The sequence below is a fragment of the Pedobacter lusitanus genome (assembly GCF_040026395.1).
GTDB lineage: Bacteria > Bacteroidota > Bacteroidia > Sphingobacteriales > Sphingobacteriaceae > Pedobacter > Pedobacter lusitanus.
The window spans coordinates 4,478,427-4,496,613 of sequence record NZ_CP157278.1 but is presented as its reverse complement, the minus strand read 5'-3'; the positions used below and the strand labels follow the sequence as shown (position 1 = coordinate 4,496,613).

At 37.1% G+C, this 18,187-nt stretch carries 14 protein-coding genes and 2 tRNA genes; 7 read left to right on the top strand and 9 right to left on the bottom strand.

The genetic code is table 11. The features are described 5' to 3' along the window. Window positions 1-61 precede the first annotated feature (61 nt). The 3 genes from PL_RS19150 to PL_RS19140 all read right to left on the bottom strand — a co-directional run bounded on the left by PL_RS19150 (window position 62) and on the right by PL_RS19140 (window position 4,845). Entirely contained in the window at window positions 62-2,686 is a 2,625-nt protein-coding gene (locus PL_RS19150; protein ID WP_235324448.1) for a zinc-dependent metalloprotease, read from the bottom strand. Between the two features lie 106 nt (window positions 2,687-2,792). Next, window positions 2,793-4,370, bottom strand: coding sequence for a histidine kinase (locus PL_RS19145; protein ID WP_041879032.1), 1,578 nt, complete (start codon window positions 4,368-4,370; stop codon window positions 2,793-2,795). Window positions 4,371-4,416: 46 nt separating this feature from the next. Next, complete coding sequence (locus PL_RS19140; protein ID WP_152620265.1) at window positions 4,417-4,845, bottom strand: hypothetical protein; 429 nt, start codon at window positions 4,843-4,845, stop codon at window positions 4,417-4,419. A gap of 314 nt (window positions 4,846-5,159) precedes the next feature. Here PL_RS19140 and PL_RS19135 point away from each other — a divergent pair, with 314 nt between their 5' ends. Both PL_RS19135 and PL_RS19130 read left to right on the top strand, forming a co-directional pair. Further along, on the top strand, window positions 5,160-5,636 hold the full coding sequence (locus PL_RS19135) for a copper resistance protein NlpE N-terminal domain-containing protein (RefSeq protein WP_041879035.1): 477 nt from the start codon (window positions 5,160-5,162) through the stop codon (window positions 5,634-5,636). Window positions 5,637-5,780: 144 nt separating this feature from the next. Then, window positions 5,781-5,996: a hypothetical protein gene (locus PL_RS19130; protein ID WP_235324449.1), complete on the top strand. Its 216-nt coding sequence runs from the start codon at window positions 5,781-5,783 to the stop codon at window positions 5,994-5,996. Window positions 5,997-6,010: 14 nt separating this feature from the next. Here the strand turns inward: PL_RS19130 and PL_RS19125 are convergent, their stop codons facing one another. The 5 genes from PL_RS19125 to PL_RS19105 form a co-directional block, all read right to left on the bottom strand. Next, window positions 6,011-7,192, bottom strand: coding sequence for a DUF4105 domain-containing protein (locus PL_RS19125; RefSeq protein ID WP_052496098.1), 1,182 nt, complete (start codon window positions 7,190-7,192; stop codon window positions 6,011-6,013). 220 nt (window positions 7,193-7,412) lie between these two features. Further along, entirely contained in the window at window positions 7,413-8,618 is a 1,206-nt protein-coding gene (locus PL_RS19120; RefSeq protein ID WP_348620122.1) for a S41 family peptidase, read from the bottom strand. Beyond that, the gene (locus tag PL_RS19115; RefSeq protein WP_348620120.1) at window positions 8,615-9,349 is read right to left on the bottom strand and encodes a porin family protein; all 735 of its coding nucleotides are present in this window, start codon (window positions 9,347-9,349) and stop codon (window positions 8,615-8,617) included. Before PL_RS19115 ends, PL_RS19120 begins: the two co-directional genes overlap by 4 nt. Before the next feature lie 101 nt (window positions 9,350-9,450). Beyond that, on the bottom strand, window positions 9,451-10,608 hold the full coding sequence (locus tag PL_RS19110) for a M57 family metalloprotease (RefSeq protein ID WP_348620118.1): 1,158 nt from the start codon (window positions 10,606-10,608) through the stop codon (window positions 9,451-9,453). 118 nt (window positions 10,609-10,726) lie between these two features. After that, entirely contained in the window at window positions 10,727-11,419 is a 693-nt protein-coding gene (locus tag PL_RS19105) for a LytR/AlgR family response regulator transcription factor (protein ID WP_041879044.1), read from the bottom strand. A gap of 1,214 nt (window positions 11,420-12,633) precedes the next feature. On the opposite strand from PL_RS19105, the gene PL_RS19100 reads away from it, so the two are divergent. Continuing rightward, window positions 12,634-12,710 (top strand) — tRNA-Ala (locus tag PL_RS19100). An 88-nt stretch (window positions 12,711-12,798) separates the two neighbouring features. Beyond that, window positions 12,799-12,881, top strand: a tRNA-Tyr gene (locus tag PL_RS19095). A 113-nt stretch (window positions 12,882-12,994) separates the two neighbouring features. Here the strand turns inward: PL_RS19095 and PL_RS19090 are convergent. Continuing rightward, entirely contained in the window at window positions 12,995-13,333 is a 339-nt protein-coding gene (locus PL_RS19090; protein WP_041879046.1) for a hypothetical protein, read from the bottom strand. A 181-nt stretch (window positions 13,334-13,514) separates the two neighbouring features. Here PL_RS19090 and PL_RS19085 point away from each other — a divergent pair, with 181 nt between their 5' ends. The 3 genes from PL_RS19085 to PL_RS19075 all read left to right on the top strand — a co-directional run bounded on the left by PL_RS19085 (window position 13,515) and on the right by PL_RS19075 (window position 17,108). Continuing rightward, on the top strand, window positions 13,515-14,609 hold the full coding sequence (locus PL_RS19085) for a hypothetical protein (protein ID WP_052496099.1): 1,095 nt from the start codon (window positions 13,515-13,517) through the stop codon (window positions 14,607-14,609). A gap of 216 nt (window positions 14,610-14,825) precedes the next feature. Beyond that, window positions 14,826-15,626 carry an alpha/beta fold hydrolase gene (locus PL_RS19080; protein ID WP_041879048.1) on the top strand — a complete coding sequence of 267 codons (801 nt, stop codon included), beginning with the start codon at window positions 14,826-14,828 and terminating at the stop codon, window positions 15,624-15,626. A gap of 15 nt (window positions 15,627-15,641) precedes the next feature. Continuing rightward, entirely contained in the window at window positions 15,642-17,108 is a 1,467-nt protein-coding gene (locus PL_RS19075) for a sensor histidine kinase (RefSeq protein ID WP_041879050.1), read from the top strand. Window positions 17,109-18,187: the final 1,079 nt, after the last annotated feature.

Here is an 18,187-nt window from a genome sequence, read left to right as displayed (position 1 = left end):
AATTTGAATTGTGTGTGTGTTGTCTGGTGTGTGTGTTCTGTGTGTCTGTTATATAATCAGCCTATTTTGTCTGCAGGCTTTGGCGGATACGAAGAATCAGATCCATATAATGTCCTTTGGTTGATTCATCGCCTCTGTTTTTATTGTTTTCCAGTATGTTCAGGATCTGCAACAGCTCTGCTCTTTTTGCAGAAGCAGCTTCAGAGGTACGGCTCATTGCAGTCACATAAATCATTCTCAGTCCTGCTGCAGGATTCATGCTGCTTTCTGTTTCTTTACTTAAACCTAAATCACATGTTTGTGGCAGGTTATCTGAACCGGTCTGCTTCAACGATTTTTTGGTAATCTTCTCCAGCATTTTATCTGTACTTACCAGCAAAGCGTCAACATAGTTTTGCTGCAACATGCGGTCTGTGATAGCAAGAGATTTCCCTTTCATCGTCTGTGCAAAAATCGCCGGACGGATATCATTAAATAGTTCTGCTACAGTAAATACTTTGTCTTTACCAAACAGCACTTCCATCTCCAGCATTCTCAGCAAACGGCTTTCGCTTAATAAGCTGTAAAGCAAGCTATACTGATACTCACGTCTCAGGTTTAAAGGTGCATACTCCATCGGGCCCACCGGTGTGTCTTTTACCGGGAAAGTCTTTTTAAGCAGCTCTTTATTGAATAACCATTCCGGCATAAGGAATACCTGCTCTTTAAAATACTCCAGCGCGGCTTTCTGAGTTTTGACAGGCACTGGTGTATAAGCATCTTTACCGTCTCCGCTAACGGGATCTTCTAAATAGTAACCCCCGATATTTGCAGTGACATGTTCTGCATAGGTCTGCCATTGCCAGATTGCAGCCAGGTAAAGTTTACCGGCCTGATAATAGTTATCACCTTCTGGTGCAGACCAGTTTAGAATTTGTGGAATCAGACGTTTTAAATTAGCCAGTCCGTAACGGCTTGCTTTAACGGCATCATCGCCCAGATCTTCTGACTGCGCTCTGGGATCAATGATATCCAGCATTTTCTGCTGCTCTCCATAATGGTATAACGGATCTTTGGCATGTACTTTAATCCACTCTTTAAGAACGGGTATTTCCTGATGCGGATCTTCTCCAGGCAACCAGCGATAGCCCCATGCAATAGCATATTTATCATAAGTACCGATTTGCGGGGTGATGTTGGTGACCTGATCCCCGGGTTGCGCCACATAGTTAAAACGGGCATAATCCATAATAGATGAGGCAGTCCCCCCCATACGGTTGGTAAAAGACGGTGAACGTAAGGAGTCAACAGGGAAAGAAGCCGAAGCAGCCATATTATGTTTCAGCCCCAGGGTATGACCAATTTCATGTGAAGACACGAAACGTATAGCATGTCCCATTCTTTCATCTGATACTTTGTTATATCTTACTGCAGAATCAATTATTCCGGTTTGTACGCGCATCCAGTACTGAACAGAAGTCATTACATTATGCCACCAGATGACATCAGACTCCAGAATTTCTCCTGAACGCGGATCGACAACTGCCGGGCCCATTGCATTTGATTTCGGTGAAGCTGCGTAGGTAATTTCATTGTAACGGACATCATCACCATCATAATCTGTAGTGTCTGTAACTTCCCGGGCCTGAATAGCATTTTTAAAACCTGCCTGTTCAAAAGCTTTCTGCCAGTCATGCACACCTGCAATAATTTCTTTTCTCCATTGCGGCGGAGTAGCCGGATCGATATAAAATACGATAGGTTTTACTGGTTCTACCAGTTCACCTTTAAGATATCTGGCCTGATCTTCTGGTTTTGGCTCCATTCTCCAGCGGGTTACCAGTTCCCTGGTTTCCAGCTTATGCTGAGCATCTGAGAAATACCATCTTGGGGTACTGAAAAACCCAACTCTGTTATCTGCAAAACGAGGTTTCATTGGTTTTTCAGGTAATAACAATATGTTGGTAGTTATGGCCATACTAATCGGTACGCTGATTCCGGCATCCATCACTCTTGAACTTAATAAAGCACGTACCACTACATTCTGAGGGAAAGTTTTAACTTTTTCAATGGCAGATAATGATGTTTTTGGAGAAGCTCCAAGACCTATATCGGTAAATACATCATTAAAACTTTTCTCAGTTCCATCAAACACCTTGTTCATTTTGATAACAACGGCCGAAGAATCCGGAGAATAAGCCTCGATTTTAAATGATTCTATAACAGAACCGGTAAAATTATCTTTTACTGAACGGGTAATTGCATCACCAGGAGCAGATTCTACTTGTGGTACTATCGTTTTAACCCATATTGTTTTAGCTGATTTATTTCTGGAAAAACGGATCACTTTATTATCAAAGTTCACCCCTTTATTAACTCCGGATTCGTTAAGCGCCAGTGGTACTGAAGAGATCTTATTTACAATTAAAAAGTCCTTTTCCATTAAATTCAGAGGGATCTCAAAGTAATAATCGTTCTCTGACTGATGAACTTTAAACAGTCCGTTTTTGGTGGTTGCTTTCTTTAATAATTCAGCATAACTTTTCAGCTCCTTTTTGCTGGTGCTGTCTTTATCTGCTTTCTTTTTAAGCGTATCTGTAAGTGTTTTTTTACTGGTAATTTTACCTGTTGGCTTTGGTAATTTCTTAGGGATCTGAGTAAAGCCGTTTACATTGCCGATGAATAAAAAGAGCGTTGTAAAAGACAATTTTAAAAGGTTTTTAGTCAAAATCATGCTACAAAATCCCCCTTAGTTGGCAGATTATGAAATTATTAAAAGTGAATGAGTTGTTATCAGAAGTGAAAGCGCAGTTTTAAGGAGTGGACGGATTTTTAATCAGCGGTAAAAAGCATTGATAGGTCCCATCTTTAACTCCACAGGTTAAATGAAAATCTCCAAAATGAGCATAAACGCTCTGCAAATATTTGAGGCCCTGTTTGCCTGAATCTCTGACATCCGGACGCAGCTGCAAATTGTTGGTCACCAGTATTCCTTCTCCCTCGCTTCTGATACTGATATGTAATGGATTCAGCCTGGAAACCACATTATGTTTGATGGCGTTTTCAACCAGGGTCTGTACACTCATAAAAGGGATATAGGCTGAAGAATGTTTTTCATTAATATCAATCTCCAATGATGCAAGTGCCTCACCGAAACGGATTTTTAACAGGAAAAAATATTCGCTGGCAAAACGTACTTCTCTGGCCACTTCTTCTAATCCGTTTGGTGTAGGATCTAACACATAACGGTATACTCTGGAAAGTTTAACCACAAATGCTTTGGCCAGGCCGGGCTGTTCTTCTATTAATCCATTGAGTGAACTTAATGAATTAAACAGGAAATGAGGATCAAGTTTTTCCTTGAGTTTATCCAGCTGCAGCACTGCATTTTCCTTCTCCTGATTTGCGGCCAGGATTTCTGCCTGCTGTCTCAGCATGAATTGCTTCTGCCATTTGGCCTGTGCCCATTCCAGCAAAATCAGAATAATCAGCGTAGTGGCGATAAACATAATCATCACATATCTTTCAATCGCTTTTACTTCTTCGTCGATGACAAAAACAGGGGTTTCCACGACCATCGTCCATTTCATCATCCCCATATTAAACGGCGCGTAAAAACGGAATACGGGCAGCTGCAGATAAGCAGAATTCACCATTTCGTAAGTGCTGATACTATCTGCCAGTTTATGATCACCTGCTCTTCTGAATCTTCCTGATATTCTTTTCCCAATCAGTTTCTCATCAGGATTGGTAATATAATATCCCTGTTCATCAATAATATAGATAGAAGCACGGCTTTTAGTATCTACACTCCATAAATAGCGTTGCAGATCCCTGAAATTGATATCTAATCCTAAAATAAGCAAAGAGGAATCTGCAAGGCGATGCCTGGAAGCCAGTAAACCATGCAGGGAATCTTTCACCGAGACCATCGTTCCTATACGGGTCAGACTATCTTTTGTCAGCAGCCGACTGCGTATCCATTTTTTCTGATAATCCAATATAGTTCCCCGCCGGAAACTCTTATCATTTTTATCAATTGTGACGTAAACGGTATCTTTACCACTGGCAATGGCGTACCATCCATGTTTGATTTTAGGATGACTGAGTAACAGTGCATTGATCAGTTTTTCGGCATGCAGAAAGTCCTCACCGTTTTTAAGCTGAGGAATAATGACATCAGAATTATTCAGTCCTCTGATAAAACCTCTGAATTCACTATTAATAACATTAGATTTCAGCTGATAGATGCTAATCGCTATATCATTGCTGATCCGTTCAGTGCGCTTATTAAATTTACTGGTTATAAAAAATCCAATCCCACTAGAACACAGTAAAATAAATACTCCTATAGCTATAAAATACTTGGAGTTATATATCGCAGTTTTCATTGCTGCAAATATAATCAAATTGATTTAGGGCTCTTCTGACAGTATTTTAAAGGTCAAAATTCCATCTTGGCAAACGGTGAAATAATTCATAATGTCTTTCAAACAGCCAGTTTTCTACTTTTCCGGGGCTGTCATTATGTATTTCATTGAGCGTGATATACCAGTAAATATCCAGCGCTTCGATATTTTCCTCTTCCATACGGCCGGGCCATAAGATTTTTCTCGGTGTATCCGGACCGTTGATCAGTTCATCTTTAAGTCCACCTGTTCCTGTATTCTGCACAACAGTCAGTTTTCTTTTATTCATATCCCCTGTTCCACCAATAAAAACAATTTCAATCTTCCCATTTTTTAAAGCATAGACCAGAAAAACACCAACTTGTTTTTCTGGTGCGTTACAGGTTTTGTTTAATTCATCTCCGGAGATCAAAAAGAAATGACCATTCTGTCTATACTTATTGAGTATATCAAACATGATTTCAACATCATTAATAATAGCTAAACACACTGTAAATCAACTACATATACAAATATATAAAAATCAATTATATGCAGTATAATCAAAGTCTTCCGGTTTTGACGCAAAGAAACAAGAGCTGTTTTCGCAGGCCTTAAAGGAACTTTACTGATGTTCATCTGTAAAATAAAAAGCAGATTTGCGGCTGGTAAATTAATATTGCGATGAGAAAAACATACCTCGTATTACACTTTCAGGTTTTTATTGGTTTAATTATTGTGACAATTTAAACTTACACACAAATAATTTAACAAAACACAAACAATCTGTTTATGAAAACCAGAATCTTTTACGCAGCCTCTTTGGTTGCCTTGGTAGGTCTTACCAGTGCATGCAACACTTCAAAAAATGCTAATCAGACAGGTACTGATACTACAGCAGTTTCAACTACTGATACCACTGCAACTTCGGGTACTGCCAAAAACAATGCTTTCAATACGGGAACATTTACAGGAGAAGTTCCGGTAGGAAAAGCAAAATCTGATGTTGAAATCACCTTTAATGCTGATTCAACATTCGCTTTAAAAGAAATCTTCAAAGGCGAAGATGGTAAAGCAACACCGGCTATGGCTAGTGAAGGTAAATGGAAATATGATGCAGAAGCAAAGAAAATTTATCTGGCTTATAAAAATTTAATGGACAGAGGTACTTCATTTAGTGTTGTTGATGAAAAGACAATTCAAATGCATGATGGCAGCCACCAGACAAAACAAACTGACGGAGCTGCTTATAATCTGACCAGAAAATAGTATTTACTATTTTTAAGGTTCAAAATTACTGCTCACAGATCAGCAGGAAATGGGGATAATATTAAATTATCCCCATTTTTATTGAACGAGTTCTTTTCAAAAAAATAGCAGAAGAACAATTTACCTCCCTATCTTTATCCTTTTATGGCATACACCATAATCTTTGATAACATTTCTATGATCAGATTGAATAATGACACCCCGGTATCGGTGTTGCAGGAGGTAAAAAAGGGTAGTTTGGTAACTGATACTTTTAGTAAAACGGGGCTGGTAGAAACGATTGAAATCAGTGATGATGGGTTATACCGGGTTTATACTTTTCATCTGGTTACCGGCAGAACTATTATAGTTAAACGGTAATTCAAATTATCATGCTAGTCCGGGGATAAAGAGCTTGTTTTTTGCTGCTGTATCTGGAAAACCAGAATTACAATCAGGAGTAATAACACCGGTAACAAAACAGGAAAACTCATCGCATTAAAATAGCACAGTATATATAAAAAGATACTGATCAGGAATATGATTGCTGCTGGTTTTCTGAGTTTTTCAAAAGCCAGCAACAGGTACAGCGGATGGCACCATAAAATACTCAAATTGTATTTAACCAGTTCCAGGCTGGAGAATACAGAAAGATAAAGTAGGAAAAAACCGGCTAAACTGATCACCGTAAAAACTGTCATAGTGATCAGTTTATTCAAATAGCCGACTTTGTCTTTACTAAGCTGACCGGATATTAAAAATATCAGGGAAAGTCCATATAAGGTCCCTTTTATAAAATCAGGTGCGTTTGCCTGGTCCTGATAAGGTATAAATAAAAAGACAGCTGGTTCGGTAAACTTCATCTTCCGCAGCTGCATATGATCAAGTCTTTTATGCAAAGTATCTGGTAAAAATAAACTGACGGATCTGGCAGATACTACATCTGTTTTTTTTCCCAGCAGCAGATTCATCCCTATCATGTAGTGATCATCTGCGGTAAGGTATTTACTTATTAAATCCCTGATCGTATTACCTCTTCCTTTATTGATTTCGGACAGGGCATGATCAAAGTCCGGGCCCAGAGTCTTAGCTAACAGGTCAACTATTTTAGTTGCGCAGTTATTCCTTACAAAATCATAATAGTAATATTTATTAGCTGGCTTGATTTCTTCTTTAAGAAGTGAGAACAGCTTGTTTTTTTCCTGCAGCGTCAACTTAAGTTTTTGCGCAACAACAGACTGGCCGTTGATGATATATTCCTGCAGAAAACTTTGATAATCCGAAACGGATAAAGAATATTTCATCCTTCCGTTAATAAAATTGATATAAAAATCCGGATCATCGTTATCAAACGTTCCATAATTATAGACCTGGTCTATCTGCCTTTCTTCATCTGTTATTCTGATGGCACTATGACCGAATAGAGCATATAGATATTTACTGGTTTTTCCACAGGTAAGAACGCTTACAGCAGCTTTATCTGAAAGCAGCGAGGTTTGGTTTTTTAAATCTATACTGGCCGCGAAAGTGTTTTGATAAAGCAGGAGAACCAACAATATGATTAAATATTTCTGCATCAGGTGGCCTGTAATATTGTTTTCACTAAAAGGGTATTGTGACAACTGCAATTTGCATTTACACTATTAACTTAATGAGAATTATTCATTGTTTTTTGAATCTTTATGAACATATAAATCGTAAAGAACTCAGCACTATTTCTTATAATGTACCCATAAAAAAAGACAACTGATTAAAGTGTATATTTAAACAGTTGCACAATGAAACGGGAAAGAGGACTTAAGGTTCAAAAAGACTTATAGCTTTTTCGAGTTGCCTGTCTGTATAAATCAGAGCCATTGATTCATCATAAGGCACCTGAATATCGGCAGGAAATCCAACTCCCTCGTAAACATGATCATCTTTATATTTAAACATAGCCGATGCAGCCTTTATAACTGCAAAATCTCCGACATTAAAAGATCCTCCATTTAAATCTGCTTCTGCAGTCAGCAAACCATTTGCCCCATACGTCCGCTCGCCTATTACCGTAGTATTTGGCAACGCCTTTAAGGCCATTGTAATTAATTCTGACATACTGATTGAATACATATTCACCAGCACCACTATTTTGTTTTTGAATTCCTGGCTTTCAGGCATTGGGGTAATGATTGCCGGCATCCATAGCGTATAATCAAAAGGATTATTGCTGCTTTTATAACGCGATGAACCATATTGTAATGGTCTGGCTATAAACCTGCCCGCAAAAAAATTAAGATCCTGAAGGTCGCCGCCATTATTATCTCTCAGATCAAGAATAACCCCTTTAGTATTATGATCTTTGATGCTCCTGAATACAAAATCCAGCAAAGCTGTCATTCTACCATTTTCACTATTAAATGCCCTGAATATAGAAAATGAATTTAAGCGAAAATATAAAATGTTTTGACGAATAGTTCCAGCTTTGTATCTCAGCGGGTGTTGCAGATCAGTATTATAATCAGCATCATAATAAGGTTTGTCCAGGTAACGCTTAGCAATCTGATCAAAGTAATCTGATTGATAAGAAAGATGGTAATCGGGTCTTAGTTTTAATCGGATATCCGCAGGGATAATCGAAGAATCCTTTAAAACCGGATCATTGAATTGCAAAGAATAATGACCATCACGAAGTCCCCTTGTCATCTGTCTTAAGTAATGCGCCGCCAATAAGCGATCCGCCCGATTTTTTATTTGGAGCTTAGAAAAAACTGGTGAAAAAATACTATATATATTATCCCATCTGGTAGTATCTATGTCCCACATCACATAATTCCGGTTCATTCCGTTCCAAAAACCATCAAATATAGTTTTGAAATTATCATCGCTTACATTGGAAGGGCTCATCTGCTCATCTAGCTTTTTACGACAAGATATCAGCATGGGAACCAAAACTATAAGAAGCACATTAAGAAAATAAATCCCTCTGAATTTAGATATCCGCTGTGTTACACATTTCTTTCTCATCTGTTTTTTTTAGACGTATTGATCTTGAATAATAATCCGGCAACGATGACTAATGTTTCATTAAACCGTTGTTCCTGATTATTAGAATATTTTTTTGTTTGATCTGTTAAGGAGTAATAGTAACGGGCAGCAACAAAGCCTGCTATCTGTTTAACAAATGTATATTGAAAGTCCAACCCCACTAACCACCCAAATTCCCAACGTTTATCCAGCTTAGGGTCAAAACGATAGGCATTGTCATATGAAAAACGCTGCATATTCTGAAATACGTTCATATAATCACCATCCTGTAAACTGAGGTTTGAAAGGTTCGGAATGACTCCTTTTTTTCTACTGTTTGCCCAATAGGCCGAATAGCCCCCCGCACTAATTCCACCTCTTACTTTTTGATTACCTATATAAAAAGTCAGCATTACAGGCAACTGAATATAGCTATTATAAGTTTCCTGATAAATACCCTGGTAATAATCACTGCGTGCTACTTTGTAATTTTTCCTTATAAAAGATGGCTCAGCTCCAATGGTGAGAAACTTATTAACCGGGTATTGTAAAATTATTTCTGCAGCATAACCATATACCTTCTCAGGAGCTGTAAATGGCCTGTCTGTCTGATTACTGATTAATGAATTCCGGCTGATACCTGCACCAATGCCAATGTTTAGTTGACCTTTCATCAAAAGAGGGATAATCAGTAAAATGCCCAGTAAACATACGGACTTGTTTATCTTCATATCAAATTGATCGTAATTTATAAGCCCCGACGGCGCACCATCAGGGCTTATATGAGTATTGATACCTTTGTTCTTTAAACGTGCAAAAAAATGAGCTGTTATTAGAATTTTAATGCTTTAGCTTCGTCTACAATCTGTTGTAAAGTCTTACCCGCGGCTGTAACATTACCATTTTCATCAAGTGAGTTTCTGATCAGAATTGTTTGTGCAGGATTACCATATAGACCGAAAAGCGCTATATTATCAAATAGGCTAAATTTAAAATTAGTGCCTGCAAAGGCTAGCATAACAGAAAGCGGATCAGTCGTTATATTACTTCCATAAACTGGGCTAAGCGGTGTACCATAAATGTGACCTGCCTTGGAATTTGAACCCGCATCATCCCGTTCTGTATAATTATTTTTTATATAAGTCTCCTTAAGGGTCTTCTTGTCAGCGTTGGACTTTACATCCCATGCGCCTATTCCGTATTTCCCGTCAATAAGCTTTTTCACTAATAATGTAACATATTGATCCTGAGTAGCAGCATCAGTAGCTATACCACCTGAACTAAGAGCTGAATAGAACTTATTCTTGTAATCAGTATGCCTTAGTCCTATGGCATGTCCAAATTCATGGATCATAATACTTGTAAGATAGTCGGTTGTTTTATTATTTAATTCTGCATCCTTATTAGAATTCAAATAAATTTCTTTACCTGGGTTTCCTTTGGCATCTACAAATTCTCCATCTTGTCCAAGTGTTACACCAGTTGCACGCTTTCCACCTAAATCCTTAAATAAAGTAACGATATCTGCCTTTGCTATATCAGTTTCCGTTACAAACTTTAGTGGCAGTTTTAAATTATTCAGGGCTAAAATCGATGCATCGAAAGCTGTTTTAAATTTAACAGTATTAGATTTATCATCAAGTGCTACTTTAATCGTCCTTTCAAGAGTTAAAGGATACTTTGTGGAATACTGCCCTTGCTGTTTCGAAAGAGCAGCAACGCTCTCATCTAGATTCTTTTTCGTTAACCTGATGTCTCCCTCTACCCTATAGCCATCGGTAATTATTTCTACACTAAGGGGGTCAAATCCAAGACTCTTGATTTTCTTTAGGTCACTGAATACATCATCCATTGACACTTCACCTTTGTAGATTTCATTTTTCTTTACAGAATCTGTTGCCAGTGAATCATTTTTTTTACATCCCGTAACAACGGTGATCAAAAGCGCAGCGCTCAATGAGGCCACATAATAAAATGTTTTTGTTTTCATTTAAGTAGTTTTTTAGGTTTAAGTATAGCGAGTTGAAATCGCCACATATAAACTTAAAAAACTACTTATAATTTTAACAGAGCAACACGACAGACAGGCAAATACTATAGACGAATGGCTAAAGAATCCGCATACGTTTGTTCAGCATAGACCTGTAAGCATCAGATACAGGTATCATATTATTATTAATAATGAGCGTCCCGCCTTTAATAGTATCTACTTTACTTATATTGATAATAAATGACCTGTGTATCCTTAAAAAAATGTTCTGAGAAAGCTTTTCTTCGACAGACTTTAAGGAGGAATGAATAGAATAAGTTTGATTTGAAAGATAGATCTTTACATAGTCTTTGTTCGCTTCCATATATAAAATATCATTTATTTTAATCCTTTTAACAATATTCGAATCACGGATAAAAACAAAGCCATCCTCCTTATGGAGAATTACATCTCTGATTTTTATAAGTTCTTTTGCTTTTTCAACAGATTTTATAAACCTGGCAGGAGTAACTGGTTTGACTAGAAAATCGAGTACATTGAGGTCAAATGCCTCAGCGGCATACTCAGTTTTGGACGTCGTAAAAATGATCATTGGTCGCTTATCATCTAAAATCCTTACCAGCTCGATCCCACTTATGCCAGGCATTTCAATATCTAAAAAGATAATATCAACATGGTGGTCCTGAATTATTTTAAGCGCATCAACTGCATCAGAACATTCACCAATTAATACTAAAGAAACATCTAAATCAATCAGTTTTTTCATGATATTACGACATATCATCTGATTGTCGACAATTAAGCAATTCATAATAATAATTTGTCTTTTTACATTAATTTTGGCAGACAAAAGACTCAGAGTCTAACCTTTAAGATTATGCTCTGAGGAATATGCCAATGTTTATTTTATCGGATCGCAATTGCACCAGTAATAATTTCTTTTCCCGATTTATCTAATGCAAAGATGTCAACAGATCTTACATTTATTTTTCTGATCAGGAAGTAATTTGTTTTGTAGGATTGCAGGCCCCGTAGCAATTAGATCAGGTGCATTCCCACCCATTTGACTCATAGAAAATTGAATTGTATCCCATAAAAGCCAAAAGGTAAATACTTGTACCGGCTGTATTAATATAATATAGTTGAATCGCTCTTACACTCATGTTAATGCTGTTACAGATACTTTACCAGACTAGCTCATACTTTGTTCAATATCCCAATCCACAATAGCAATTCTTCCTGTATATCTCTGGCGATTTCCTTTAATCCGCTCCATATCAGGATACAAATTGAGCTTCTCCAAGTGTAATAGCACCTGATCTATTTTCTACAGGATCCTTGTTCCTGTCTTTTTTGCAGGAATGGAGCGTTAGTAAAATTATAATGCCCAATGGCAATAATCGTAGTCTTTTGTACATAGATATTTATTGGGTTTTAGGGTTAGATGCTTTTATATCTTCTCGGTGTTAATCTTTTTTACATATGGTTACATTACATACAGTATAACCGGTTAACGTGTCTTTGGGAGTAGAAGAATTTGCAATTATTTAATAATATCAAAATTAATATGGCAATAGTTGAGTAATTAAGTATTGTTGTAGAATGGGTTTGCATTTGGTCTTGTACGGCTTCTAGTATAAGTCCCCTTCGTATTACAGCATATATATGCACGAAACGCCTGCGAATTGAGGTTAAAATGTACGCAGAGATAATGTCATAGGCATGACTGCGTCCTATATCGCAGATACAAAACGAAGTCGCAGTTTTAACCGTTGCATAGGTGAGCATAATTAATCTTAATGTTCACCATAACATGCATTGTATTATGGTCAGCTTCTTGAAGTTTTTCACAGGAAATCTACGGGCTTAATGTTAAAATTTTAGAATTCAATCTAAATGACTAAAATGCATTTTTAGCTTACAGCAGTAATTATAATAGATTAAATAACTGACAGACAACACTAAACAACAATATTTCATTATTTTATTTGCAGGAGTTCCAAATTTAGTTACTTTTGCCACCCCGGGGGATTAGCTCAGCTGGCTAGAGCGCTTGCCTGGCAGGCAAGAGGTCAGCGGTTCGACTCCGCTATTCTCCACCAGGAAGGCTTCAGAGCAATCTGAAGCTTTATTTTTTAGCTCGTTGCTAAAGGATATTATGCCAAAGGATATTGGCCAAATGAAATAAACGGGGGGATACCAGAGTGGCCAAATGGGACAGACTGTAACTCTGTTGTCGCGAGACTTCGAAGGTTCGAATCCTTCTCCCCCCACTCTATCCTAAAAGCCTTTCAGAATTAACTGAAAGGCTTTTTTGTTTAAGGAGATTAACCTGGAAATTGAGACATTATCAGCAGGCTGAAGATCCCGGTAATCCCGATGACAGTTACTCAATAAACAATTGATTCACTACATACAGAGTTCTGGTGCCATTGTCATAGCGAATCACTGCACTTGCCTTGCCATCAGGATAAATCTTTCCTGTAATAGAAGTTACGTTTAGCCAGGTACCACTGATTGTGTCAAATACTTCTGCACTGGTAAAATTCTGGGCACTATCTCCATACAAAGTGACAATATATCTGCCCTGCTTTACTTTTCCGTAATTGATACTTGTACTTTTGGCTTTAACAATTGCACCTGTTGCTGCTGCCATTACCGGCTGAATACTCAATGACGCCAGCATAAAGCCGGCAATCATCGCACTGATAATTAATTTTCTCATAAGAATAGGATTAGTTGATTATTCATAAATATATTTAAATAATTTGGCGATTATTTACCAATTCATATGAAATTTTACGATTCTTCCTTTTTATTCAGATAAAGAAAGAATAACATTATTTCTTTATAATTACCCTACAGAATAAAATACATCCGTACTTAACTTATGACAAGATCAAATCATGAAAAAATCACTATTGACTCTTGCTATAGCATTAGCAGGTTATGCTGTTAATGCCCAGGTCTACACTTCTCCTGCTAATAATGTGGGTATTGGTACCGAAACGCCAATTGGAAAACTTGAAGTGAACGATAATTATAGCTCCGGAGTAATTGCATATTTTGGAGCTTATCGCATAAATGAGGCAAAAGGTATATATTTCAGCCGGCCAGTAGCTAAAACTAACCCGGTAAATATCCAGGGATCACAATCCAGCATTGGTGCTGTTGATATCTCATTGCAGGCTGAAGGCGGAAATGTCGGCATCGGAACATCCCAACCAATTGGTAAACTAGATGTCACCGACGATAACGGAACAGGTAAGATTGCGTACTTCGGGTCTTATTATAGAAACGATGCAAAAGGTATGTATTTCAGTCGTCCGGTAGTCAATACCAATCCCATAAATATTCAGGGATCACAATCCAGCATTGGTGCAGTAGATATTTCCCTGCAAGCTGAAGGTGGAAATGTCGGCATCGGAACATCACAGCCAATCGGTAAGCTAGAAGTTAATGCCGGTAGTGGAACCGGAATAATCGCATATTTTGGGGCTTATCGTTTAAACGAGGTGAAAGGTCTTTATTTAAGTCGTCCTGTAGTGAGTACCAACCCGGTAAATATCCAGGGATCACAATCCAGTGTTGGTGCTGTTGATATTTCATTGCAGGCCGAAGGTGGAAACGTCGGAATTAGAACCTCAAATCCAAATGGATATAAACTGGCAGTAAATGGATCAATCCATGCTAAAGAAGTAAAGATTGACTTAGATGAATTTCCCGATTATGTTTTTAAACCGGATTATAATCTGCGCCCACTTACAGAAGTGAAAACATTTATTGATCAGAATCATCATTTACCGGAAATGCCATCAGAAAAGGAAGTTATCAAAGACGGAGTTAACGTTGGTGAGCTCAATAAATTACTCGTTAAAAAAGTAGAAGAATTAACACTTTACTTAATTGAAAAAGATAAACAGTTAAAAGAACAGGAGGCTAAGATTGAACGCCAGGAGAAACGGCTAGATAAGTTTGAAGCATTGTTAAAAAAGAAATAATCAGATATTCTTTATCCCGGTAAGTCTTTCAGAACTAACTGAAAGACTTATTTATTTAAACCAGCTGATCTTACTCAAAAATATATTTCAAGACCGGCTGTTACAAATACAGCTAATATTATGTATGTTTAAAGACATGGTAATCTGTATTAATGTTATATTATAAATACGCAGATATCAATCTATATGTTTTTTATAACAACTGCTTAGGAAATTATGAATTCAAATTCAGTGATTTCAAGAAATAATGTAAACATCATTGGAAATGGCTCCAAAGTGATTCTTTTTGCACATGGATTTGGATGTGCCCAGAATTCCTGGCAATATATTGTGAACAGTTTTACAGACGAATATAAAGTGGTGTTATTTGATTATGTAGGTTCCGGTCAATCCGACCTGACCCATTACAGATCAGACAAGTACAGCAAATTAAATGGTTATGCACAGGATATTATTGATATATGTGAAGAGCTCAAAATTTCAGATGCAATCTTCATCGCGCATTCCGTCAGCTGTATGATCGGTCTGCTTGCCGCTATAGAAAAACCACATTTTTTTGAGCAGCTTATACTCCTTGGTCCGTCGCCAAAATATATCAATACAGAAGATTATATTGGTGGGTTTGAACAGGCCGACCTGGAAGAGCTATTCAAATTCATGGACAGCAATTATTTAGGCTGGTCCAGTGCTTTAGCTCCTGCAATAATGGGAAATCCTGACCGGCCGGAATTGGGGCAGTTTCTGACAAACAGCTTTTGTTCAACTGATCCGGATATAGCGAGAGAATTTGCCAGAGCAACTTTCTTTTCAGACAACCGCGACGATCTGCAAAAGCTGAATATTAAAAGTTTAACCTTGCAATGCTCAGATGATATCATCGCACCGGCATCTGTAGGAAATTTTGTAAATAAGCATTTACGGAACAATACACTGGTCATGATGGAGGCTACCGGACATTGCCCCCATATCAGTGAACCCGTAGAAACTGTCAGACTGATTAAAGAATTTATTGCATAACTAGCTTTCAAAAAATTGTTAACTCAACCAAATAAAGAATTGCTCGCCTCTTTAATAGACGGAGAAGTATTATATCACAATGCTCCCTGCGGCTATTTATCTTTCCTGCCGAATGGAAATATCATAAAAGTAAACAGGACGCTCCTATTATGGCTTGGTTACCAGGAACAGGAAATTGTAGGCCATCATATTCATATCTTATTTTCAAAAGGCGGACAGATCCATTTCGAGATGTTTTTTCAACCCCTGATTGCCGTTAATCAGGAAGTCAAAGAACTTAGCTATACCATTTTAAAGAAAGATGGAACGCCCCTTTCCACATTACTCAGTGCCTCAGTCCTTAAAAATAATGTCGGAGAAACCCTGGCCATCAACGTCGTCATTACAGATATTTCTTACAGGAAATCATATGAGGACGAATTACTACGTGCAAAAAAAAGATCTGAAGGAGAGAAAAGGCGATTGCAGTTCCTTGCTGATTTAATTCCTGAAATTATCTGGACAACTGACGAAACAGGAAATATAGATTATGTAAATAAAAGGTTCTCCCAATATTTCAATGAGGTTAGTTTTGAAGCAATTCCATCAGAAGTGCTCTCCAAAGTACATCCCGAAGATCGAAGACTTTTAATCAGACATCACCTGGAAAGCATAAAATCTTTAAATGATCTAAATGTAGAAGTCCGTCTGGAAACCACAACAGGAAAATACGAATGGCATCTTATTAAAGCGTCCCGTTTTACGGATGAAGAGGGATTTGACAATAAATGGTTTGGGTCCTGTACAAATATTGATTTCCATGTACTTGCACTAAAAAAGAAGGACGAATTTATCAATATTGCCTGTCACGAATTAAAAACTCCGGTCACCAGTCTGAAGGCCTCACTTCAGCTTCTCGACAGACTGAAAAGTCAACCTGACAACAAAATGTTACCGCAATTAATAGAAAGAGCAGGCAAAAATGCAACTAAAATTCATTTGCTCATTGATGATTTATTGAACGTCAGCCAAATGAGTGAAGGACATCTGCAATTGAATAAAAGTGTTGTTGATGTTTATGAGTTTATTAGCGACTGTACTGCAAACATTAACCAGGATGGATACCATATAACCATAAAATCAAAAGGCCGGCTGGAAGCACAGTTTGATTCTGCCAGAATTGAACAGGTGGTTGTCAATTTCATCAATAATGCTATTAAATATGCCCCGGAAAGTAAGGAAATAGAAATTCACCTGGACATAGTCGATGATCAGGTTAAGATTTCAGTTCAGGATTTCGGTCCCGGGATACCTGCTGACAAATTAGATTTTCTGTTCCAGCGCTATTATCGTGCTGATAATCCAGGTACAAATTATACAGGATTAGGACTGGGATTATATATTTGCTCAGAAATCATAAAAAGACACGAAGGAAAAATCGGCGTAGAAAGTCAAATTGGCATTGGTAGCAAATTTTGGTTCACTTTACCTCTGGCAAAATAAATCTCTTATCATCAACACGGATTCAGAACTTCCCGGGTACCAATTAAGGCCTTGCACCTATTTTATGACGATAATTTATTGTGTATTATTTTAGACACAATGAAATCTATTTTCACTTAACTGAGAGTGATGGGAATTTTTGGGGTATTATGGGGTATTATCTAAACACTGACACTCATTCCTTTTATTTAGACACAAAATAAATAAGTGTCTCAGACTCTATACATCCCGAATGCTCTTCAGGAGGAATGTTATTACAGATCTGGTCATCTGTCAGGATTTTCAGCTGTAAATTAACAGAAAGAAGAAAATTATTTCCACTTCCATAAAAACCATTTATCATGGCTAAATATACACCCAAAAACATAGCCGTAAAGTTTTTAAGTCTCTAAACTACAGACCATATGGATAATAAAAAAAGGAATTCAATAATTATTTTTAAACCGAAACGACAAACCCTAAAAATTTAATCAATTGTAAAAATAAGAAACAAAAAGATTAAACAAAAGTATTACAAAAGTCATTTTCACAAAACATACTCTCGTATAAAGAAACATTAAAAAGAGATTAAAACCCACAACTAACAGGAATACTGGCCCATATGAGGGGTAAAAACGACTATATTTCAGTTCAAACGGCATAATTTTTGACATTATTGTCAACAAGGATTATTATTCCCGAGCAAATTTATTACAGTTATAAACGTACTTTTGCGAAATAATTTTCAAAACTATTATTTTACGTAAACCGAATATATACCTGGCATAGAATCTATTTTCATTTACTGCCCTGCCAGAGGCATGAGACAATTAAGTTTCATTGGTTTTGTATGTTGTTAGCTACCTATAACGCATCAAATTATTAATTATGATAAAAATCTACAGTCAAATTGCCTTCATGTTTTTAAAAACGTGTATTTCATCAATAAATTACACGCTAATCCAATTTTCAGATAACTTGTTTTATCTGGAATCTTTTGAAGAGAAGCCCCATTATCTCTTCACTTTTATTGAGGATTTTATTATCCTGCCTCAAAACCATTAAAGTAATTATCCTGTAAGTTAAACTAGTTACACAAT